This is a genomic window from Paenibacillus sp. FSL H3-0469 (assembly GCF_038051945.1).
Lineage (GTDB): Bacteria > Bacillota > Bacilli > Paenibacillales > Paenibacillaceae > Paenibacillus_AQ.
The window spans coordinates 7,330,361-7,352,014 of the sequence record NZ_CP150302.1; the positions used below are offsets into that span (position 1 = coordinate 7,330,361).

The following is a 21,654-nucleotide window of genomic DNA, read 5'->3' on the forward strand; positions in this document are numbered from 1 at the left end:
CACCTGCTGGGAGCCCCCCTGAGAATGAGGCAATAATGTCAACACATTGAAAATTCATTGAAATTGTATCCTATTTATATTAATATGAGAAAAATAACAGGCTGCGACTGCAGGCTGTATAGTTAAGCGGGAGGCAGAGAAAAAATGGCTAAGTACACTTGGGTCGAGAAGGACACATGCATCGCTTGTGGTGCTTGTGGCGCGACGGCCCCTGATATTTTTGATTACGATGATGAAGGTTTGGCAGAAGTGATCTATGAGAACGACGGCAACCACGGTAATGTAGTGATTCCGGACGACTTGTTCGATGACCTGCAGGATTCAGCTGACGGATGCCCTACAGACTCCATTAAGATTGCAGATGCACCTTTCAACAAAGAGGGCTAAGCTACTGCCGTCTAACATAAAGACATCTCCGGTCCGCAATAAATGCGGCTTGAGGTGTCTTTTTTTGCATCTTTTGCCGATATACAATAGAAGGCAGATACGAATACGTAACCATACCACCAATAGTGGAGGCCAACATGAAGAATGCTCAGCATCTAAAAGCCTATGTACAGATGCATCCGGATAATAAGATGGCATGGTACTTGCTTGGTAAGGAATACTATAAGAACGGCCAGTATGGAAAAGCGAATTACTGCTACAATCAGGCCGGGGAAGTGTATGAGGCATTTGAACGCAGCAAGGTGCCGGCGGAAATGCTGCAGCAGTACGAGGAAGGGCTGCTGGAATCGGCCCGGGAACGGCAGACCGCTAGACTCAAGAAGCGCCGGGTGCTGCTGGCTCTAATGCTGCTGCTGCTCATGCTTATTCCGGCTGCCGTCGCACCGGGAATTCAGCCGGAGAGAGCGGGCACCGCTGCGCCAGCCGCGAATATCTCAGCTGTGCTGCCGCCGGAGAGCGCCGAAGAGACACCGGTAAGTCCGCAAGAACCGGCAAGTCTGGATTTCACGGCGGTAGCGGCGGATGCTGCTGCGGGGGGCGGGGGCCTGGCAGCCATCCTGAAGTCGGCAAAGACGCCTTCCGCCACCGCATTGCTCGGTATGAAGCGCTCGGGCAAATGGCTGCTCTGGAAGAAAGGGTTGCCGCTGGAGGCTACCCTTGCCAAGAGCGGAGAAGGGCGTATAGTTTATCAGTCCTATAATCAGGCAGCGTGCGCATGCCAGCCGCCGGATCCGGCGGAGCTTAAGCAGCAGGGACTGAACTGGCAGAAGCAGCAGGAGGAGCTCGCTGTGCTCTGGAGTGCGCTGCGTACGTACAAGAACAGCAAAGGGGCTTATCCCGAAGCGGTACAGGAATTAGTGAAGCCGTTCCCGGCGAACGTGCTGGGCGGCATCACCCCGCTGATGAAGGAAGCCTTCGCACCGCTGCGCAGTGCCGCACGGGGAGAGGCGCCGCTGCTCTCTGCATCTCCACAGCCGTCAGGAGGCCAAGAAGCAGGTACTCCGGGGCAAGAGCAGACAGGCGGACGTCCGGCGGCGGGGCCGGGGGAGAAGCTTTTTTTCAAACAACCGCTTGCTATCATTGTTGATAAGCAAAACTACCGTCTGGCGGTCACCAGCGGCAATGTAATTCTGCGGAATTATCCTGTGGGACTCGGCGGAGATAAGACACCTGAAGGAGAGTTCTTCATTAAGGATAAGGTCGTGAACCCGAACGGGCGCGATAACGGGGAATTCGGCAGCCGGGGCATGCAGCTCTCGGACAGTAATTATGCAATTCACGGGACGAATGAGCCGGATAGCATCGGCAAGGATGAGTCGCTGGGGTGTATCCGGATGAGCCGGAAGGATGTGGAGGAGCTGTTCGCGATGGTGCCGATGGGCACGAAGGTTCAGATTAGTCAAGGGGTTCTGCCTGAGGAGCTGGTCGTACCGGAGGAACGTTTCCCTTCGGATTCGCCCCGTAATCAGACCAACCCCCATAAAGTGTACCATTGGCTGAACTAATTCCCGACAAAGATAAATAAAACGGCGATAAGCGCAATCAGCAGTATCAGACTGGCGCTGATCCACAGAATCGCTTTGCGGTTCACTTCTTCTTTTTTCTGCTGGAGTGTAGGAGGCTTACGTTTGGTTGACATTAGGTCGCCCTTCTTTCTCTCTTAGTCTGTGATAACCCTTACATGTGAGGATTGCCGGCGGTGCATTGAACTTGTGCCCGCTCCTCTATTCTAGTCTGGATGAAAAGACAAGTCTAGCTGCAATCTCTTGCGGCAGGACTGGATCAACGGAGCCATAGTCTATACAGAGGAATAACGGCTGGAGTATCATAAGGAAAGTTTCATGCTGGAGCGTGAAGAACACAGAAGCAGGAGTGATGCTGCCATGGCAAGCAGATCCAAAAGCGAAATTCCGGTGCTGCTATACCGCTATGCAGGTCCCCGGAGGAATATAGGATTCACCTTTTCCCGGTATAATTTGAACATGGAAGAGGGCGGGAGTGCACACGCAGAGATGCTGTTTATCTATGAAGAGGACTTTGAGTATCTTAAGCCTGCGATTAACAAGGTGTTCCCTGTAACCAATCCCTTTACTGGAGAAGAGCAGACATCGCTGGACCCTTGCTGGGAGAATCCTATTCCGAAGAGCTTGTGGGAGTCCATCTTGTCTGAGCTTGAGCAGCAGCGGGATAGTAACTCTGAACTACAAGATTTCCTGAACCCGTTCATAAGCTGGGCAAGGAATCACCTGCGGACTGCGGACGGAATTGAAATTACGGGGAATCTGTGAGAATTGGCGGCGGCGGCAAGGAAGTGCGGCAAGGCGGGGACAATCGCTGCGGCAAAAAACTTTTCTTTTCCCCCGGAAACGGATAAAATTAAGAAGAAACCTATAGATACGGGAGTCGTTATGTCAATTGTGGTTCCCTTGAAGGAGCGAGAACGGTGCTGTATCGACATTTTGGCAAGCCAATTTTCTTTAAAATGGACCCGGAGACGGCGCATCATCTCGTCATCGGCGGACTGAATAAAGCAGATCTAGTACCCGGCGGGAGCGCAGCCATGCGCCTGATGTACGGGGTTCCTGAGACGGCAGATCTTGCAGTAGACCTGTTCGGGGTACATTTCCCGACCCCTGTGGGCTTAGCGGCAGGGCTGGATAAGAATGCGGAAGCGGTAGGAGGGTTCTCTTCGATCGGCTTCGGATTCATGGAGGTAGGCACGGTAACTCCGGTAGGCCAGCCCGGCAATGACAGCCCCCGGCTGTTCCGGCTGCTGCCCGACAAGGCGCTTATTAACCGGATGGGCTTCAATAATGAAGGCGCTGAGGCTATGGCTGAACGTCTCAAGAAGCTGAAGAAGCGCAGAATTCCGGTGGCGGTCAATATCGGACGCAACAAGGCCACCCCGAATGAATTGGCGCATGAGGATTACCGCAAGTGTATCCGTACGCTGTATCCGTACGGTGATTTTTTTGTGGTCAATATCAGCTCGCCGAATACCCCGGATCTCCGGAGTCTTCAGCATGGCAGCGAGCTCTCGAACCTGCTTAGCGAGGTTAAGGAAGAGATGGAGCTGCAGCGGGTGAAGACGGGCACTACGAAGGGGCTGCTGGTCAAGATCGCTCCCGATGTCAGCGACGCTGAGCTGGAATATATGGTACATACCATCAGGGAAGCCGGAATGGACGGCATCATTGCCACCAATACGACACTCTCCCGTGAAGGGCTGCAGAGCGACAAAGCCGGAGAGACGGGCGGGCTGAGCGGTCAGCCGCTGCGTGAACGTTCTACAGAGATTATCCGCAGAATCTATAGCCAGACTGGCGGCAAGCTGCCGATTATCGGGTCGGGCGGGATTTTTACAGCCCAGGATGCTTACGATAAGATACGTGCGGGCGCCAGTCTGGTCGAAATTTATACAGCACTCATCTATGAAGGGCCGGAGGTTAACCGCAGAGTGCATGCCGGACTACGGCAGCTGCTGCGGCGGGACGGCTTCCAGAGGCTCCTTGATGCGGTAGGCGCTGATCATCACTGAAGGATGAATGGACAGGAGGACAAGGCGATGGACGTCAGGGACTGGGGAACTTTTCTGCTTCCTTATGAACAAACGGTGGAGGAATTGAAGGTTAAATTCAAGACGATGCGCTCCGAACTTAAGAAAAGGGAAGAATATACTCCGATTGAATTCGTTACCGGCCGTGTAAAGCGGCTGTCTAGCATACTTGAGAAGGCTAAACGCTTAAACGTAAAAATGGAGGATCTGGAAACGGGCATCGAGGATATCGCCGGCATTCGCATTATGTGCCAGTTCGTCGAGGATATCCGCAGAGTGGCGGAATACATCCGTGCCCGCAAAGACCTTGAAGTACTATATGAGAAGGACTACATTACCAATTATAAGGAAAGCGGCTACCGCAGCTTCCATATGATCATCCGGTATCCGGTACAGACTGCGCTGGGTCAAAAGATTGTACTCGCTGAAATTCAAATCCGTACACTGGCGATGAACTTCTGGGCAACCATTGAGCATTCGCTGAATTATAAATACCGGGAGAGCCTGCCTGATGAAATGCGGGTGCGCCTGAAAACGGCAGCAGAAGCGGCTTCCATTCTGGACAGCGAGATGTCGAGTATCCGGGAAGAGATTCTGGAGGCCCAGAAGACCTTCGAGGAGAACTCGAACATGACGACCCAACTGCTGAAGGCAATCCACCAGCTGTATTTCTATCATCTTGTGAATGAAGCGATTGAGAGTCAGGAACGGTTCAATGCGATCTGGCAGGCTCAGGATATGGATGCAATGAAGGAACTGCTGGACCATGTGCGCGAGCTGCTCTCGAATGCCAAGAAGGGCAGCGAGCCGGATGGCTTATGAGCCGCTGTATCTGGCCTACCTCATCTACTTCAACCGGGACAGGGATTATTTCGAATGTCATGAGGTGCTGGAGGAATTATGGCTGGAAAAGCAGCGTGATCCGTTATACAAAGCTCTGCTGCAGGTGGCAGTCGGGCTGTACCATTTCCGTAATGCCAATGTGCGCGGCGGCCTGATTCTGCTGAAGCAGTCTCATGAAGTACTGGGCAGATATCCGGCGGTGACGCTGGGGATTGATCTGGCGAAGCTGGTCCGGGAAGCCGGGGAGTATGTTGCCCGTCTGGAGGCTTACAACGATCAGCCCTTTGATTATTATGATCTCACAATCCGCATCGTAGACCCCGTGCTGGAGGAAGAGGTCAGGCTCGCTGCTGAGTCTACTCCGCCTGTGCTGCCTCAGCGGCGCGGGCCGCAGCGGCCGGACAGACCCAGGCACAGCCCGGGTGGCGCTTGACCATAGTAAGGTACAACAGGAGCACCCGCAGGGGTGTTCCTGATTATTTGAGCGGGAGGACGGCATCATGACAGCACAACTGCCCGGAGCTTTCGCGCAGCGTATGAAAGAGCTGCTGGGACCGGAATATGAGCAATTTACAGATACCTATCAGCAGTCACCTTACGGGGGAATCCGGGCCAATACACTGAAAATAACGGTGGACGGGCTGCGGGAGCACTCCCCCTTCCCCCTGGAGCCGATTCCCTGGTGCCCTTCGGGCTTCTATACCGGAGAGGGAGCCAGACCCGGAAAGCACCCCTATTATCATGCGGGGCTGTACTATATTCAGGAGCCGAGTGCCATGGCCCCGGTTGAACTGCTGGATGTTCAGCCGGGGGATCGGGTGCTCGATCTGTGCGCAGCCCCGGGCGGCAAGTCTACCCAGATTGCTGCCAAGCTGCAGGGTGAAGGCCTGCTAGTCTCGAATGACCTGCATCCTGAACGGACAAAGGCGCTCGCCAAGAATCTGGAGCTGTACGGGGTACGTAACGGCATTGTCCTGAATGAGCGCCCGGAGCGGATTGCGGCGGCCTTTCCCCGCTTCTTCGACCGGATTCTGATCGACGCGCCGTGTTCGGGTGAAGGCATGTTCCGCAAGGACGAGGATATGGTCAGACAGTGGGAGCCGGGAACCCCGGACAAATATGCGGAGATGCAGCGGGAGATTCTGCAGACGGCAGCCACGGCGCTGAAGCCGGGCGGAACGATGGTCTACTCGACGTGCACCTTCGCGCCGGAAGAGGACGAGGAGCTGGTGGCCGGATTCCTGGCTGGCCATCCGCACTTCTCGCTGGTTCCCATAGGCGGAACCGGTCCGTACGCTGCCGGACTCGGCCCATTGCCGGGTGCGGCGCGGCTGTGGCCGCATAAGGTCAAGGGGGAAGGGCATTTCATGGCGGTATTGCGTCATGAGGGAAGTGGCGGATCGGAGAGAGAGGCATTTGAAACCGGGGCAGCAGGAAATGGAACTACGGTGACAAACACTTTAGAGAACGTAAAAGCACGAAATGAGTCGAGAGAGAAAAGTCTGTCAGCCGCGCCCCGGAGCAAGCCTGGCAAAACAGACTCTCATAGTAAGGCAGTTCCCGGTAAGGCAGATTACGGCCGGGGCGGCAAGGGAGGACGCGGATCTGGACACGGCTCCGGCTCTGGCTTTGGTAGAGCCGGAACGGGTCCAGGTCCGCAGTCACAGCGAACTGGCGGGGAAGCGGTAGCGTTCGCGGTCTATGCGGACTTTATTCAAGAGCTGCTGGGGACACAGCCGCCCGGACATGCGATATGGTTCGGCGACCATCTTTATATCTCCCCGTTGCCGCGTGAAGCGCTGGACGGGCTGAAGACGGTCCGGCCGGGCTGGTATGTGGGGCAGATCAAGAGCGGCAGATTCGTTCCCGGTCATCCGCTCGCTACAGCACTTCGTCCTGAGGAATGCAGCCGCTCGGTATCGCTATCCAGCGCCAGCGGGGAAGCGGTCTCCTACCTGAAGGGGGAGACCTTGTCGATCCCCGCAGAACGCATGTCCATTAAGGATGGACATGCTTACAAAGGTTATACTCTCGTTTGCATTGACGGCTTCAGCGCAGGCTGGGGCAAATGGCAGGACGGACTACTGAAGAACGAATATCCCGCAGGCTGGAGGTGGACTTAGAGTATGGCTACAGGAGGAACGGCGAATAAGAAACAGCGGATTGATAAGGTGCTGTCCCACATGGGGATTGGCTCGCGCAGCGATATCCGCAAGCAGGCCAAGCAGGGCCTGATCACAGTCAATGGAGCTGTCGTCAAAGACAGCGGGTTCCATGTAGACCCGGAGCAGGACCGCATAGAGGTTGGCGGGGAGCCGGTTCTCTACCGGGAATTCATCTATCTGATGATGAATAAACCGCCGGGCGTATTATCCGCCACCGAAGACAAACGGGACCGTACGGTTCTGGATCTGCTGAAGCAGGAGTATGCGCAGTTCGAGCCGTTCCCGGTCGGACGGCTGGATAAGGATACCGTGGGGCTTCTGCTGCTCACGAATGACGGCAAGCTGGCACATGAGCTGCTGTCCCCGCGCAAGCATGTCCCCAAAACCTACGAGGCTACCGTTGAGGGGGAGGTCGATGCAGCGGATGTGGCTGCTTTTGCCGAGGGTGTTACGCTTGAGGATGGTTATGTGACTCTGCCCGCGCAGCTTAGCATTCTAAGCAGAGAACGGGGCAGCCGCGTGCTGTCGTATATCTCACTCACCATTACGGAAGGCAAATTCCATCAGGTGAAGCGGATGTTCGTGGCTGTCGGGAAGAAGGTAGTGTTCCTGAAACGGGTGTCGATGGGCGAGCTCAAGCTGGATGAGACGCTGCCCGAGGGAGCTTGCCGGGAGCTCACGGCCCGTGAGCTTACGCTGCTGCGCGGCGGCGGGGCTGCGGAATCGTAAGGATTAGTTAAATAGAGACCAGGAGCGAACTGGCGGTATACTATACAGAGATAGGATGATGGGGTATGAAATACAAGCTGATTGCACTGGATGTAGACGGAACACTGCTGAATGATGATCATCAGCTCAGTGAAGAGAATAAAGCGGCGATTGCCGAGGTCACGCGCCAGGGTGGGCAAATTGTACTCTGCACAGGGCGCAGTCCGCAGAATTCGATTCCTTTTATGGAGGAGATGGGCTTGTCGGGCTATGTGCTTGGCCATAACGGGGCGGCAACGGTAAGCGTCAAGGACCGTAAGGTGCTGCACCAGTATGGGCTGGACGCCAGAGGGCTGGACCCGTATATCGCCTATTGCCGCGAGCGTGATATCCATTTCGATGTGAACACAGCGTTTGAGATGTATGTGGACAATGTGGAGAACCTGACGAAGGAAGCCCACTATATGTATGAGCATTTCCGGATTATGCCTGCATCTCTTCCCGCTTGGGAGGACTTCCGCGAACCGATTGTGAAATTCACTGTATTCACACAGTCCGATATTCTGGATGAAGCGCAGCGGGAGTGGGCTACTTGGGGAGAACAATACAACATTCTGCGCAGCGGAGAGTTCTTCGTCGATTTGATGCACCCGGAATCCTCCAAAGGCAATGCCCTGAAGCACCTGGCAGCCGAGCTAGGCATCCCGCAAGAGCAGGTGCTGTCGATCGGCAACTATTACAATGATATCTCCATGCTGACTTATGCCGGTCTGGGTGTGGCGATGGATAACTCTCCGGTGGAGGTCAAAGCAGCCGCAGATGTGATCACCGGCACCAATAATGACAACGGTGTGCGCGATGCGCTGGTGAAGTACTGTTTGTAAGTAGACTAATTCAATTTGCATAGTGATGAAAAAGCAGCCTGCTCCCATTAAGGGAGCGGGCTGCTTGAGGTCCGTGTGCTGTGCTGCTTATAGCGGAATTAGACGAACAACGAACGGGAAATGATTACGAGCAATATGAAGAGTACCAAAATCGCACCGGTCGAAGTGAAGCCTACACCTGCACCCATGTCTGATTCCTCCCTTGATTCATGTCTGTTCCCATTTGCCGGCGCTTAAGTCCGGCGGATCTCCATGGGATAATGACATCATATGCGTAGGGAGGCTTCATGAACTGGTCAACTGCCTAAACCTCGTCAAGATGGGCTTTTAGAATCCGCAGACCCTTGGGTAGATGATTCTTGAGCTGGCCGGAGCTGGCTTTGCCCCAGCCAACGGGCAAGCCGTCTACGGTGACCAGCGTCCAGCCATGCAGGCTTGGCGGAACCGGCAGACTCTCTCCGCGCAGCCAGGCCTGGATCTCCGGGCCGTCCGCAGGCATATCATAGCTGCGCGCCGCCTGATCCGGCCGGAGAGCCATAGCCAGCGCGTGGGCGGGCTCGATCCGGTTTTTCTTCAGATGGGCAATATGCAGTCCGGCACGCGGCACCTTGAGCCCGTCCAGTATACCGGTATGCAGCCGCTCCCTGAATGCCTCAGGCAGCAGATACAGGGATTCGCCGAAGAGAAGCGGCACGCCGTGTCCGGCGAATCCGGGCAATTCTGCCTCCGACCAGCTCATGAACTGTTGATGGGCCTCCCTAAGCGTAGCACTTGCCTTCTGACTATTACTGCCGCGTTCACCGCGTTTACTTTTGCTTGAACGTGAAGCAGATTCTGTCTGGTTAGCGGAAGCAGCCTTGTGCAGCAGGGCCACAAAATGCCCTTCACCCCGCTCCAGGTGGGGCCACAGCCGCTTCGTAACGATCAGCTCCATATCGGGATAGGTCTGCACGAAGCGCTCCATGGTCTCCTCATTCTCCTGGCGGTTGAAGGTACAGGTCGAATAGACCATATGACCGCCAGGCTTCAGCATCAGATACGCATCCTGCAGAATATCCCACTGTCTGGCTACACAGATCTCCACATGCTTCGGGGACCATTCGTCTATCGCCGCAGGGTCTTTGCGGAATATCCCTTCGCCGGAGCATGGCGCGTCCAGCATAATGCGGTCGAACACCTCAGGGAATCTTTTGGAGAGATCACCGGGAGCTGCGGAGGTAACCAGCGTGTTGCTTATGCCGAGCCGCTCGACGTTTTCGGCCAGGATTTTGGCCCGCTCCGGGTGGATTTCATTGGAAATAAGCAGCCCTTGCCCCTGCATCAGTGAGGCGATATGGGTGGTTTTGCCGCCGGGAGCGGCCGCCAGGTCGAGAACGATCTCACCGGGGAGCGGCTTCAGCAGCTCGGCTGCGGACATTGCGGAGGGCTCCTGAATATAATATAGTCCGGCGGTATGATACGGATGTCTTCCCGGCCGGACCGGGTCCTCATAGTAGAAGCCCGATGGGCACCATGCTACCTGTGACAGGCCGAATTGTGCGATTGCCTGCTCCGCTGCGGCGCGGCCGGAAGGTGCACTGCTTTTTAACGTATTGAACCGCAGACCCTGGGTCCGCTTAGCAAGATAGCTCTCCAGAAAAGCGTCCGCCGTATCCCCCAGCATCTCTCTAATGTTAGCGGTGTACGCGGCAGGCAGCCGTTCTTCATTCATCTTTCATTCTCCTCTAGTTCAAAATCCAAGATAAGTAAAGCTGTCATCTTAGTTGCTGTTTCGGGTGGATACCGATAAAATTAGGATATGGAACCTTAGCGTACCTATACCTGTAGCTATACCCGTATTTATTATTGTACATATACACAACTATATCATAATTGCCGGCTTTCACCGTAAATAGGGCAATTGTAAAGGGAGATGTACCAATATGAACTTGCTGCAAGCGCTATTCTTCCCGCCGGAGCAGCCCGGTGGTGTATCTTCTATGATCCCTTATCTGCAGGAACGCTTCCGCTCGAGCCGCTGGGAGATGGATTTGTTCTGGCTGCCCAAGCGCATCCGGGGCAAGGGACGCGAAGACATCGTCTTCGAGACCTTTGATTGGACCGTGTACGGCGAAAGTCCGGTTGTACAAAAATACATTCAGACCTACCGGGATTACATCTGGTGGACCAAGCTGCGCATGAGCAAAAATTATGATCTGATCCATGCCCATCATCCGATTGCAGGGCTGGCGATGAAGAGAATTTATCCTGATGTGCCCTTGATTCAGACGCTGCACTCCAGCTATGAGCGTGAATTGATTCTGAACGGGTTGATCCGCGAGGGGGGGATTGAGCATCAGTTCCTGGTCGCCATTTACCGGGAGCTGGAGCATGTGAGTGACCGGCTGATGACGGTTTCGCGTGCTTTTGCCGATTATATGACTCCTTATATTGAGCGGCCGGACAGCATCGGAGTGATCCCGAACGGGTTCGACGAGAAGCGGTTCAAGCCTGTCCCGCATGAGAATGACATCCCGCAGTTGGTCACGGTTACCCGCCTGGTGCCGGCCAAAGGCATCGATATTCTGTTCAAGGCCTGTGCCGAGCTGAAGAAGCGGGGGCATGAATATGTGCTGCATATTATCGGGGACGGACCGAGCCGGGCGGAGCTGGAGAAGCTTGCGCAGGAGCTGGGTATATATAATGAGACTATTTTTTACGGCTATACGCTGCATCCTGAGGAATTCATGCCGTTCTTCGATATCTTCGTATTGCCATCGCGGGCGGAGGCGTTCGGTTCGGTATTTGCCGAGGCTGCGCTGAGCTGTCTGGCGCTGGTCGGGACCAATGTGGGCGGCATTCCCGAGCAAATTGAGGACGGGGTGAACGGGCTGCTGGTGAATCCGGATGATGAGCTGGGACTGGCAGATGCTCTGGAAAAAGTAATCACGGACCCCGGTTACCGCTATGAGCTGTCGCGCTCGGCTTGGGATAAAGCAAAGAGCCTCTATTCCCTGACCCGTGTAGCCAATGAACTGAAGAAAACCTATCTGCAGTTCCAGCCGGGAATGAAGGGGTGAGGCTATGATTCCTTTTCGTTTCCTGCATGCTGCGGATCTGCATCTGGACAGCCGGTTCGCCGGTCTGTCTCATCTCCCGCCGGATATCCGCTCCTATCTCCGGGAGTCCACCTTCGCCGCCCTCGGGCGGCTTGTTGGCGTAGCCACCCTGCAAAAGGTAGATTTCGTGGTCATTAGCGGCGATGTCTACGATGTCTCGGATGCATCGCTTCAAGGGCAGCTCCGGTTCCGGGAGGCTCTGGAGGAACTCGGACACCACGGAATTCAGGTATTCCTGATCCACGGTAACCATGATCCGCTGGACGGCCCGCGCCTTAGCTCAGCACCGCCTGCCCATGTTACGGTATTCGGCGGCAGTGAGCCGGAACGCGTTACCGCCCGCCGCCGGGTGGACGGGAAGGAGGTAGCTGTGATCAGCGGCATCTCCTACCCGACCTCCAAAGTGACAGAGAATACAGCTCTGCGCTTCAGCCGCCAGCCGGGCAGCAGCCTGTTCCACATCGCCCTGCTGCACGGCAATGTGGACGGGGATCTCCAGCATGAGACTTACTCCCCATGCACCCGGAAAGATCTGATCGGCAGGGGCTATGACTATTGGGCGCTGGGGCATATTCATAAGCGGAGTATTCTGCATGAGCATCCGCCTATCGTCTATCCGGGCAACATTCAAGGAAGAAGCATTAAGGAGACCGGGCCAAAGGGCTGCTATACGGTTGATGTCAGTGCAGAGGGTGCAGTCCGGCTGGATTTCCATGAACTGGACAGTGTACGCTGGCAGGTCCGCGAGCTCTCGATTGAAGGACTCACTGACGAGGCAGAGTGGACCCTGGCTGTAGAGAATGCAGTGGAGGATATCCGCAGAGAGACTCCGCAGATGATGTCTGTGGTCAGATTCCGCCTGACCGGGCGGGGGGATATACATAAGGTGCTGGCTGAAAAGGGGGCGGCAGATGATCTGCTCACCGAGCTCCAGCGGCGGGAAACTGTGCGCGCGGTGCGCAAAGAATACGCGGGCTTGGTCTGGACGGAAGGCTTCTCCATTGAAACGGGACTTGCGGTTGACCGGGAGCACTTGCTTCTGGAGGACAGCTTCCTGGGTGAAATGCTACGGCTTGCCGGGCACAGTAGCGGGAATGCCGCAGAGCTGGACGAGCTGGTCGCTACTGCGCTGAGACCGCTGATGGAGAACCAGGAGCTGCGCAGGCTGCTATTATCCGTAGGAGCCGAAGAGAAGCAGGAATGGCTGAGAGGTGCAACAGAGCTGGGAATCACTCTGCTGAGCGGACTGGAAGAGTCCGGAGGGACGCCGCTGAATACTGCGGAAGAAGGCAAGGTGTATTCTGTTGAGGGCAATGGAGCAGGGCTGGAAGGGACTGGACGGGCGTGGGAAAATGCGCCGGCGGATGCTGACGGATGGGTGATGAGTAAGAACACTGCCGGGGATACCGGAGATAGTGATGGACAGCAAGACCGGGAGGTAGAGGGATGAAGATCGATTCATTGCGGATCGGCGGCTACGGAAGGCTGGCTCAGCGGGAGATTGGACTGAATGAAGGGGTCACGGTTCTGTTCGGACGCAACGAGGCTGGTAAAAGCACGACCCTGCAGTTCATCCGTGCCATGCTGTACGGCATCCCCGGCCGGGGGAATCCGGCTGAACGGTACGAGCCGCTGCAAGGAGGGACGCACGGCGGAGTTCTGGAAGCAAGGGATGAGTCCGGCGCATTATGGACCATCCGCCGGTATGCTTCCGGCGGCGCGGGGCCGGGCAGAGCGGAGAAGCTGCATATTGCACTCCTCCATCCGGATGGCCGCACGGAGGAGCTGAATCAGGCGGAGCTGGAGCGGCGTCTGCTTGGCGGCATCTCCCGGAGCATGTTCCGCCAGCTGTTCGCTGTCTCGCTTGACGAGCTGCAGGAGCTGGGTGCCTTGCAGTCCGGGGAAATGAGCAGCTACCTGTTCCATGCCGGGATGGGCGGCGGCGGGGAGATTATGCGGGCCGAGAAGCGTCTGGTCCAGGAGGCCGAGAAGCTCTACAAGCCGCGAGGCAAGGTCCAGGAGGCGGCCAGGATTCTACAGTCTATCGGGAAGCTGGAGCAGGAGGTAGCGGAGAGCCGCTCTTATCTGCCGAGATATAACGGGAATACCCTGGCTCTGGAAGCAGCGGAGCAGAAGCTGGAGCAGATGAAGCTGGACCGCGGGCTCGCCGGTGCAAGGCTGATGAAGCTGCGCAAGGCGCAGGACATCCGGGAGCTGTGGCTGAAATGGAGCGAAGGCCGGCTGGAGCTGGAGGAGCTGCCTGTGATTGCATCGTTCCCGGATAACGGGGCGGAACGCTGGAGGTCGCTTACAGCCGATCTGCGCAGCTTGCAGGGTGCAGCGTTCCGGCTGGAACGGCTTACGGCAGAGCTTACCGCAGAGCTTGCGGCGAAGCCGCCTGATCCTCTGCTTGCAGAGCAGGGGCCTGCGCTCGAAGCGCTGGACCGCAGCCGCAGCAGCTATGAGGACAAGCGGGCGGAGCAGCAGCGGATTCAGGCGGAGCTTGCGGCTCTGCGGGAGCAGCTGCAACGCCTGCTGCGCAGCATTGGCGCAGGCTGGGATACCGCAGAGCTTGCGGGCTTCACCCCGGCCGCCGCGGACCGGGAGGCCGCGCGGCGTTACGCCGCCTCCTTTGCCGGATATGACCGGCAAATGGAGACCCGGGGCGCGGAGCTGCTGAGCCTCCGCGCCCGCAAGGCCGCCGCCGCTGCTGCGCTGCAGGCGGCCGAGCGCCTGCTGGCGCAGGAGCACGCCAGCGGCGCAGCGGACTTCGCGGGCCTGGCACCGCGCAGCCCGCGTGAACTGGTGCAGCTCTGGGACGAGCTGCAGCAGGCCGCCGAGCGCTGGCGCGAAGCGCAGCTCGGCCCGGAAGGCGGCGCGTCAGCTCCGCGCCGCAGGGATACCGCCGGGGGCAGCCGCCCCGGCGACAACGGGCGCCGGGCGGTACGCTACCGGCGATTCCTGCAGGCGGGCGCAGCGCTTACGCTGCTGCTGCCGCCTGCGCTGTGGCTGACCGGCGCACCGCCGGTCAGCGTATGGTCCGCGCTCGGCCTGCTGGCCGCAGCGGACCTGTGGCTATGGGCCGCCCTGCGCGCAGCGGGGGCGGCGGGGTCCCCGCCGGAGCCCGGCGGCGGGGAAGCGGGCAAGGCCGCAGCGGAGATGCTGCGGCTGCGCGGGCTGTTGCTCTCCGGCGCGGAGCGGGAGAGCGGCCCTAAGGCCGCCAGCCCTGACGCAGGCGGGCTGGAGGCCGGGATGCGCGAGCTGCGCCGGCTGATGGAGGCCTGGGGCACCTGGCGCCAGCGCGTTGACCGGCAGGCGGCTGAGGCCGAGGCCTGCCGGACGGAGCTTGCGCAGCTGAGCGGACAGGAGCAGGTGCTGACCGGCGAGCTGGAGGAAGCGGAGGCCCGCTTCACGGAGCTGGCGGCACGCTACGAAGCATGGCTGCGTCAGCGGAGACTCCCCGAAGGGCTGTCGCCGGACGGCCTGCCGGATATCTTCGCCCTGGCAGAGCAGGGCCATGAGCTGCTGTGCCAGGAGGCCAAATGGTCTGCGCGGCTTAGCGGACTGGCTGAGGAATGTGCGCTCTATGAGCAGGAAGGGCTGAAGCTGTTTACGGCTGCGGAGACCGGACGGCCAGCTCCAATTCCTTTTGTAGCTGATCAGCAATCGGTACCGGCTGCTCCGTTTGCTGCACAGCACCGCCTACCCGCCACCGATCCTACTGCCCAATACGCACCCGCAACTCCAGCTGCTCCTGGTCACCCTACCCCAGCCGCCCTCTTAACCTGGCTGGAGCTGCGGAAGCGGGAGTGGGATCAGCTGAGGGCTGAGCTGCTACGCAGAGAGAGTGTGGAGGTGCGGCTGGCTGAAGTCCGGGAGGAGCTGGCAGCGAATCACAGGGAGCAGGCGGAATTGAACCTGCGGTGCTCGAAGCTGCTGGAGGAAGGCAGTGCTGAGAACGGAGAGGAGTTCCTGCGCCGTTCCTCTGCGTGGCTGAGACGGATAGAGGTTACGCGGTTCGTGCGTCAAGCGGAGCTGGCGATGTTCAGCGGATGGGATGATGAAGGCCGGGCGGAGCTGCTGAGTCTGCTGGAGCATCTGGATGCCGGGCGGCTTGAGCAGGAGCATCAGGCTGCGGAAGAAGCGGCGGCCGAGCTTGAAGAGGAGCGGAGCATGCTGCTTGAGCAGCGCGGCAAGCTGCTGCAGGAACGGGAAGCGTTGACAGAGCGAGGCAAGGAAGATACTGCCCTCCAGCAGCTGGAGGAGCAGCGGGCGTCACTGCGTAATCTGGCCGGGCAATATGCGGTAACGGCGCTGGCGGCCGAGCTGATGGGGCGGACGCGCAGAATCTATGAACAGGAGAAGCAGCCTCAGGTGCTGCAGCTCGCCTCCTTGTACTTCTCGAAGCTCACGTACGGGGAATACCGCCGGATCGTGATGACACTGGGGCACAAAGAGCTGAAGGCTGAACACAAGGATGCCGGACTGCTGGACAGCGGACTGCTCAGCCGGGGAACCGCAGAGCAGCTGTATCTGGCGATCCGGCTGGCACTGGCAGAAACGATGAGCAGCAAGGTCAATTTGCCGATGTTCTTCGATGATCTCTTCGTTAATTTCGATGAACACCGGCTTCAAGCGGCCCTGGCTCTGCTTGGCGAGCTGTCGGCTTCCCGGCAGATCGTCATGATGACCTGCCACCGTCATGTCGCCGAAGCAGTGGCGGGCATCATTCCTGCAGCAGCAGTTATTTCCGTGTAGTCCGGATGGCAGGCTTGATGCTGACAATCGTGATTCCCTGCTTTTTGCCGCCCGCCCCTCCTGCCGGTGGCTTCCCCTGTCCTGGCGGCGGAGACATGGGGGAGCGCACCAGCATGATCACCCATATCAGACACAGCGCGCCGAAAATCGGGTAGAAGATGCCCAGCAGTGAGCTGAAGCCGAATTGGCTGAACACATAGCAGATCAGCATCAGCAGCGGGGCGACAAGCGCAGGGGCAACCGGGAGCCGCTGCTGGAGCTGTACGCTTACCCCGTAGATTCCCGCAACAAAGGTGCTGAAGATTTCCATGAAGATCAGCAGCAGAAAAATCATCTGCACCACCGGACCCAGCCGGACGGCGATGCTTCCCATCGGAATCTCGAACTGCAGGATGCCCGGCATCTGCGAGCTCATGGCAAAATGAGCCGCCAGCAGCATGAACCCGATACCCGCTCCGCCCAGAATACCGCCGCGCACCAGCGCACGTTCGTCATCCGTATGGCGGGCCAGCGGAACGAGTACAGCCTGAGCCATGCCAAGGTTGAACGAGGTATAGAGCAGCGGAGAGATCCAGGCGTTGATGCTGCTGTAATCGGTGGGCAGGAAGAGGAAGCGTTCGGCTCCCGCAACGCCCAGCGTATTACAGACAAGGATTAGCGACAAAGTAAGCATCAGGGGCACCACCAGGCTGTTGATCTGCAGAATGCCGGAAATACCGCGCTTCAGGAGCAAGTATGATCCAAGGATCGTCAGAAGCAGCCCCGCCTGATAGGGAAGGCCGAGATGCTCCTTGAAGATCGCCCCGGCGCCTGCGAGCATGATGCTGTTCACCCCGATCAGAATAATCATGGTGAACAGGCTGATGATGGTCCCGGCCTTGGCTCCGAACAGGTGGCGGTTGAAATCCTCATACGAGTCCGCAGAGATTTTCCGGGCGATGATCATCATTTTGGTGCCCAGCCAGATAAAGAGAGCGGCAGAGAATAGAATCGTCAGCAGCGCCCAGTGTCCGTACCTGGTGAAAAAACGGAGGATTTCCTGGCCGGTAGCGAATCCGGCGCCTACAATGGTGCCAATATAAGTGAACGCGATCTGTAATGTGCGGACATGTGACTTCATGCTTAGCCTCCTTATGAATGCTGCGAAGTTTATAATCGCGGGGCCTGCAAGGATATAGCCTTGTGTAGTCCGCATAGTACAGGTTATGATGAGGAACAGAGGGACATGACTTCCGCCTGGACGAACAGGTGCGATTTCGGTGAAACGTCTATAAAGGGTAATGGAGGCTTACAATTATGGAATTATTGAAACAGCGGATATTGGAGGAAGGCGTAGTCGTCTCGGATCAGGTGCTGAAGCTGGACGGACTGCTTAACCACCAGGTCGATCCGATGCTTACGATGGAAATGGGACGGGAATTTGCCCGCAGATTTGCTGAGGCTGGAGTGACTCGCGTAGTGACTGTGGAATCCTCGGGGATTGCCGTGGCATTTGCCACCGCTTATGAGATGAAGGTGCCGCTGGTGTTTGCCCGCCGCAAAAAAACGCTGCTGGCTGATCCCGACGCTCTGTGTGAACGGGTTCCATCTTTTACCAAAGGAATTGTTACAGACATCATGCTGTCCCGCCAGTTCATCTCGGAGGATGACAAAATCCTCTTCATCGATGACATTATCGCCAACGGCGACGCGGCCCGCGGCCTGATTAAGATTATCCAGCGTTCAGGAGCCGAGCTGGTGGGCCTTGGCGTAGTGGTCGAAAAAAGCTTCCAGGCCGGTGCACGCACGATCCGCGAACAGGGAATCCGTCTGGAATCCCTTGTTGATATTACCTCTCTTAATGACGGGACGATTGTTTTTGGATAAGGTGGAAGTGACAATAACAGGAACACAGCCTATTTTTTAAACATCTGCTTTTCACCCTATAAGTTTTCCTTTATAATAAAAATTAGACATGAGAGAGGAGGCGTCACAATGGGGAATGAACCGGTGACAGAGCAATTTTTTATTGATAAACTAACCGAGGCTAAGGATCACTTCGAACGTGCGCTGGATTGCAAACACACGGAGTTCGACGATTTGTATCCCTATATGATCGAACATCCTCAGTTTTTCTGGTACAAACGTTATGTTGCTTGGTCAGAGCTTTTGACAATCACAAGTTTGTGTGAAGAGCTGTCGTTCAGCTGGAGACAGACATTCACAGAGCATCAGGTCGAATATCTGGAACAACGTGTGATGTCCGCTAAAGTTCTTGACTTCTGGTTTGAGAAGAATGAAGCGCTGATATAGGAACTTCATAAGACATACAGATTGCTTTTGAAAGATAACTAGACCCGGATGATTCTCATTTGGGTCTTTTTCATGACCGGATTCAGAGTTGAATTTGGACAAGCTAAGCACAGAGAGGGGAGCAAAAATACTATGATCAGTGATGAACAACTGGATGCCTACCGGATTTCCGGTGAGCGGGTAAGAGTCGTGCGCGACGGACTGGCGAGCAATGATATCAGAGGGATCGTGCTGGCCTGGGACGAGACTCAGGTGATGATCCGGCGTCCGAACAAGCATGTGGTGAAGCTGGACCGGAGATACTTGTATCAGCCGGTGAGCGAGCCCAGACCGGAAGCCTATACCTCAGAATAAGCGGAGAACGGAGGCCACGATGAGTCATCATAATAAAATAGCGGTAGTCACCGGCGGCGCGGGCGGAATCGGACGCTGTCTCACCGAGAAATTCCTGAAGGCCGGAGCAATGGTTGCCTGTATCGATACGGATGCAGCAGCCGGACGCTGGCTGGAGGAACGGTATGGCACAGAGCGGCTGTTCTTCTATGCGGGCGATATTGCGCAGCAGACGGTGCTGGATGATTTCACCGCACAGGTAATCAGCCGCTACGGACAGGTGGATTACCTGATTAACAATGCCTGTACCAGCAAAAAAGGCTTGTTGTCCGAGTGCAGCTATGAGGATTTCGAGTACGTGCAGCGGATCGGAGTGACAGCGCCTTATTATCTGACGCTGCGGCTTAAGCCGTATTTTACCCAAGGAGCCTCTATTGTGAATATCTCCTCCAGCCGGGAGCGGATGTCGCAGCCGGATACCGAGAGCTATACTGCCGCCAAAGGCGGGATTGGTGCTTTGACCCACGCCCTTAGTGTAAGTCTGGCCGGTAAGGCTAGGGTGAATGCCATCAGCCCGGGCTGGATTGACACTACGGCTTATCACGGTACGGAGGAAACGCCGGAACCGGTTCATACAGAGCCGGACCGGCTGCAGCATCCTGCGGGACGGGTCGGAACTCCGGCAGATATCGCGGCTATGGTGCTGTTCCTGTGCAGTGAGGCCGCGGGATTCATCACGGGCGAGAATATTACAATCGATGGCGGGATGGGCAAGCAGATGATCTACCACGGAGACGGGGGCTGGACCTACCGCCCGGGAGGGCAATCATGAAGCTGCCGGTTATTAAGAACGCCGGGGAACTGGCTGTGCTGGTGCGGGATATCGGGTACCTGCCCTTGTTCCGCTGTGAGATCGCAGGCTTCTCTCTGGAGGAATGCACACCTGCGGGCTACTGGTTCGTGAAGGATGTAATCGGCCCGTGGGAATGGCGCGAGGAGATTGCGGCCGGGGGCGAGATCGCTTATGCGAAGCTTTTTAACAAGAAGGCCGGGTTCATCAGCAGAGAATGGTATCCGGACTTCGCCAATTACCGCCGGGACGGTTATGATTTCGATGCCAGATATGATGACGGACTGGCCTCCATGGCCAGCAAACGAATCATGGATGTGCTGCTGGAGCATGAGGTAGGACTACTCTCCAGTGACCTCAAAGCGCTGTCCGGCTTCGCGGCCAAAGGTGCCAAAGGCTTCGACACAGCCATGACGCTGCTGCAGATGCAGACCTACATTACAGCCAGCAAATTCGAGTATAAGCAGGACAAGCATGGCCGTCCCTACGGCTGGGGAATCGGCCGTTATGCTGTGAGCGAGCATGTATTCGGAGCAGACTATGTGACTTCACGTTACAGCGATCAGCCCGAGGCATCCAGGGAGCGGATCATGGAGCATACGGCCAAGCTGTTCCCGGAGGCCGGGGCGAAGCAGCTGGAGAAGGTCTTGAAGTAAGTTCCCTCAGGCGTTGAACCGGTGAACGGCAGGAAGGGGCCGGGTTGCTGCTTGGGCCAATGTAATCGAAAAACCGCCGCTCACCATCAACGTATCATATATTGTTCTGCACCCGCACCAAGAGCCTCGTCCGCAAAAGGACGAGGCTCTTCATGTCAGCAGTACATTCCACCACAAGGGCAGCTTAGATGGTCATGGCCAACTGTTCGGCTTGTTCTTCCCGGGGAATAATGGAGGCAAGCTCGGCACCCAGTCCGAGGTAGGCGCGCATACGCTGCATCATCTCATTACGGAAGCCGGGCCATAGAATATGGATCTCGCCAACATAGCCCCGGCAGTTATACTCGGCGGTAACTCCGCGCTGATCCTGGCGCACAGTGTTGATCTTGAGCTGGTTCGCGGTAAGCTCGCGGGTAACCTCCTGCAGCATCAGGGATGTCTTCTTGGTAGCGCTGGATACCAGCTCCATGTAGAGCTGGGGAGTCTTGAACAGACCGCTCTTGCCGATGGCGCGGCAGTCCCGTTCAAATACTTTATGAATAAACGTTAGCAACAGATAGCTTCTGACCAGGGACAATTCATCTTTGGTTATATTCTCAGGGATTGTTGGTGTATTTAGGGGGTGTCTCTTGGTAATCGCCATTATAAATCACCTCATTTATAGTATGCGAACCTTTGTTCTCATTATACACCGAATCCGCAAATAAAAGCAATATTTTACTTGCAATTTATGGATAGCAATTTACAATAAAATAAACTTGACTCCATAATTCTGGCATGGTAAGATCTATCTTGTGACTGCGAAAGCAAGTCAACTGAATATGCGGTCATGGCGGAATTGGCAGACGCGCTGGCTTCAGGTGCCAGTGGTAGCAATATCGTGGAGGTTCGAGTCCTCTTGACCGCATTACCGTAAGAATGAATAAGCTCTTGAATCAGTCCTTTTGACGGTTCAGGAGCTTTTTTTGATTGGTTAGATCTGATTGATAATAAGAATTAGGTGTGCCAATATGGTTTTGCTATTGAAATAGGCAGCCTGTATTGTTTATGATAATATCTATGAT

Annotated in this window: 22 protein-coding genes and 1 tRNA gene; 18 read left to right on the forward strand and 5 right to left on the reverse strand. The window is 56.5% G+C overall.

Translation table 11 applies throughout. The features are described 5' to 3' along the window. Positions 1 to 144: 144 nt before the first annotated feature. On the forward strand, positions 145 to 387 hold the full coding sequence (locus NSS83_RS31765) for a ferredoxin (protein WP_036702186.1): 243 nt from the start codon (positions 145 to 147) through the stop codon (positions 385 to 387). 137 nt (positions 388 to 524) lie between these two features. After that, positions 525 to 1,952 (forward strand): L,D-transpeptidase family protein, encoded by a 1,428-nt coding sequence (locus NSS83_RS31770; protein ID WP_341186687.1) that lies wholly within the window; start codon positions 525 to 527, stop codon positions 1,950 to 1,952. Here the strand turns inward: NSS83_RS31770 and NSS83_RS31775 are convergent. Next, positions 1,949 to 2,086, reverse strand: coding sequence for a hypothetical protein (locus NSS83_RS31775; RefSeq protein ID WP_341186686.1), 138 nt, complete (start codon positions 2,084 to 2,086; stop codon positions 1,949 to 1,951). The genes NSS83_RS31770 and NSS83_RS31775 overlap by 4 nt on opposite strands. A 244-nt stretch (positions 2,087 to 2,330) precedes the next feature. Between NSS83_RS31775 and NSS83_RS31780 the strand changes: the two genes are divergently transcribed. From NSS83_RS31780 to NSS83_RS31810, 7 genes are all read left to right on the forward strand, one after another. Then, a complete protein-coding gene (locus tag NSS83_RS31780; RefSeq protein WP_341186685.1) occupies positions 2,331 to 2,735 on the forward strand; it encodes a hypothetical protein in 405 nt (134 codons plus the stop codon). Positions 2,736 to 2,890: 155 nt separating this feature from the next. After that, positions 2,891 to 3,985: a quinone-dependent dihydroorotate dehydrogenase gene (locus NSS83_RS31785; RefSeq protein WP_341186684.1), complete on the forward strand. Its 1,095-nt coding sequence runs from the start codon at positions 2,891 to 2,893 to the stop codon at positions 3,983 to 3,985. A 27-nt stretch (positions 3,986 to 4,012) separates the two neighbouring features. Then, entirely contained in the window at positions 4,013 to 4,825 is an 813-nt protein-coding gene (locus tag NSS83_RS31790; protein WP_036725183.1) for a GTP pyrophosphokinase family protein, read from the forward strand. Next, positions 4,815 to 5,279 (forward strand): DUF309 domain-containing protein, encoded by a 465-nt coding sequence (locus tag NSS83_RS31795; protein ID WP_341347274.1) that lies wholly within the window; start codon positions 4,815 to 4,817, stop codon positions 5,277 to 5,279. The genes NSS83_RS31790 and NSS83_RS31795 overlap by 11 nt, the downstream gene beginning before the upstream one ends. Before the next feature lie 67 nt (positions 5,280 to 5,346). Continuing rightward, positions 5,347 to 6,969: an RsmB/NOP family class I SAM-dependent RNA methyltransferase gene (locus NSS83_RS31800; RefSeq protein ID WP_341186682.1), complete on the forward strand. Its 1,623-nt coding sequence runs from the start codon at positions 5,347 to 5,349 to the stop codon at positions 6,967 to 6,969. A gap of 3 nt (positions 6,970 to 6,972) precedes the next feature. Then, positions 6,973 to 7,740, forward strand: coding sequence for a pseudouridine synthase (locus tag NSS83_RS31805; protein WP_341347275.1), 768 nt, complete (start codon positions 6,973 to 6,975; stop codon positions 7,738 to 7,740). Between the two features lie 65 nt (positions 7,741 to 7,805). After that, positions 7,806 to 8,603: a Cof-type HAD-IIB family hydrolase gene (locus NSS83_RS31810; RefSeq protein WP_341347276.1), complete on the forward strand. Its 798-nt coding sequence runs from the start codon at positions 7,806 to 7,808 to the stop codon at positions 8,601 to 8,603. Between the two features lie 98 nt (positions 8,604 to 8,701). On the opposite strand, the gene NSS83_RS31815 is transcribed toward NSS83_RS31810, so the two are convergent. Together NSS83_RS31815 and NSS83_RS31820 are read right to left on the reverse strand one after the other, a co-directional pair. Then, positions 8,702 to 8,791 (reverse strand): sporulation protein YjcZ, encoded by a 90-nt coding sequence (locus NSS83_RS31815; RefSeq protein ID WP_143803672.1) that lies wholly within the window; start codon positions 8,789 to 8,791, stop codon positions 8,702 to 8,704. A 116-nt stretch (positions 8,792 to 8,907) separates the two neighbouring features. After that, the gene (locus NSS83_RS31820) at positions 8,908 to 10,314 is read right to left on the reverse strand and encodes an RsmB/NOP family class I SAM-dependent RNA methyltransferase (protein ID WP_341347277.1); all 1,407 of its coding nucleotides are present in this window, start codon (positions 10,312 to 10,314) and stop codon (positions 8,908 to 8,910) included. Between the two features lie 211 nt (positions 10,315 to 10,525). Between NSS83_RS31820 and NSS83_RS31825 the strand changes: the two genes are divergently transcribed. The 3 genes from NSS83_RS31825 to NSS83_RS31835 are packed head-to-tail and all read left to right on the forward strand — an operon-like array spanning position 10,526 to position 16,459. Next, positions 10,526 to 11,662, forward strand: coding sequence for a glycosyltransferase family 4 protein (locus NSS83_RS31825; RefSeq protein WP_341186678.1), 1,137 nt, complete (start codon positions 10,526 to 10,528; stop codon positions 11,660 to 11,662). Positions 11,663 to 11,666: 4 nt separating this feature from the next. Next, on the forward strand, positions 11,667 to 13,151 hold the full coding sequence (locus NSS83_RS31830; protein ID WP_341186677.1) for a DNA repair exonuclease: 1,485 nt from the start codon (positions 11,667 to 11,669) through the stop codon (positions 13,149 to 13,151). Next, a complete protein-coding gene (locus NSS83_RS31835) occupies positions 13,148 to 16,459 on the forward strand; it encodes an AAA family ATPase (protein WP_341347278.1) in 3,312 nt (1,103 codons plus the stop codon). The genes NSS83_RS31830 and NSS83_RS31835 overlap by 4 nt, the downstream gene beginning before the upstream one ends. Here the strand turns inward: NSS83_RS31835 and NSS83_RS31840 are convergent. Beyond that, the gene (locus NSS83_RS31840; protein WP_341186675.1) at positions 16,446 to 17,579 is read right to left on the reverse strand and encodes a hypothetical protein; all 1,134 of its coding nucleotides are present in this window, start codon (positions 17,577 to 17,579) and stop codon (positions 16,446 to 16,448) included. The two genes, NSS83_RS31835 and NSS83_RS31840, sit on opposite strands and share 14 nt — an antisense overlap. 176 nt (positions 17,580 to 17,755) lie before the next feature. On the opposite strand from NSS83_RS31840, the gene NSS83_RS31845 reads away from it, so the two are divergent. The 5 genes from NSS83_RS31845 (at position 17,756) to NSS83_RS31865 (ending at position 20,590) form a co-directional block, all read left to right on the forward strand. Then, entirely contained in the window at positions 17,756 to 18,325 is a 570-nt protein-coding gene (locus NSS83_RS31845) for a xanthine phosphoribosyltransferase (RefSeq protein WP_036725092.1), read from the forward strand. Between the two features lie 108 nt (positions 18,326 to 18,433). Further along, on the forward strand, positions 18,434 to 18,751 hold the full coding sequence (locus NSS83_RS31850) for a hypothetical protein (protein ID WP_340754713.1): 318 nt from the start codon (positions 18,434 to 18,436) through the stop codon (positions 18,749 to 18,751). A 132-nt stretch (positions 18,752 to 18,883) separates the two neighbouring features. Then, positions 18,884 to 19,105 (forward strand): hypothetical protein, encoded by a 222-nt coding sequence (locus tag NSS83_RS31855; protein ID WP_036695680.1) that lies wholly within the window; start codon positions 18,884 to 18,886, stop codon positions 19,103 to 19,105. A 19-nt stretch (positions 19,106 to 19,124) separates the two neighbouring features. Continuing rightward, on the forward strand, positions 19,125 to 19,916 hold the full coding sequence (locus NSS83_RS31860) for an SDR family oxidoreductase (protein ID WP_341347279.1): 792 nt from the start codon (positions 19,125 to 19,127) through the stop codon (positions 19,914 to 19,916). Next, positions 19,913 to 20,590: a hypothetical protein gene (locus NSS83_RS31865; protein ID WP_341347280.1), complete on the forward strand. Its 678-nt coding sequence runs from the start codon at positions 19,913 to 19,915 to the stop codon at positions 20,588 to 20,590. The genes NSS83_RS31860 and NSS83_RS31865 overlap by 4 nt, the downstream gene beginning before the upstream one ends. A gap of 184 nt (positions 20,591 to 20,774) precedes the next feature. On the opposite strand, the gene NSS83_RS31870 is transcribed toward NSS83_RS31865, so the two are convergent. Then, complete coding sequence (locus tag NSS83_RS31870; protein ID WP_341186672.1) at positions 20,775 to 21,233, reverse strand: hypothetical protein; 459 nt, start codon at positions 21,231 to 21,233, stop codon at positions 20,775 to 20,777. A gap of 180 nt (positions 21,234 to 21,413) precedes the next feature. On the opposite strand from NSS83_RS31870, the gene NSS83_RS31875 reads away from it, so the two are divergent. Beyond that, a tRNA-Leu gene (locus NSS83_RS31875) sits at positions 21,414 to 21,497 on the forward strand. The last annotated feature ends 157 nt before the right edge of the window (positions 21,498 to 21,654 follow it).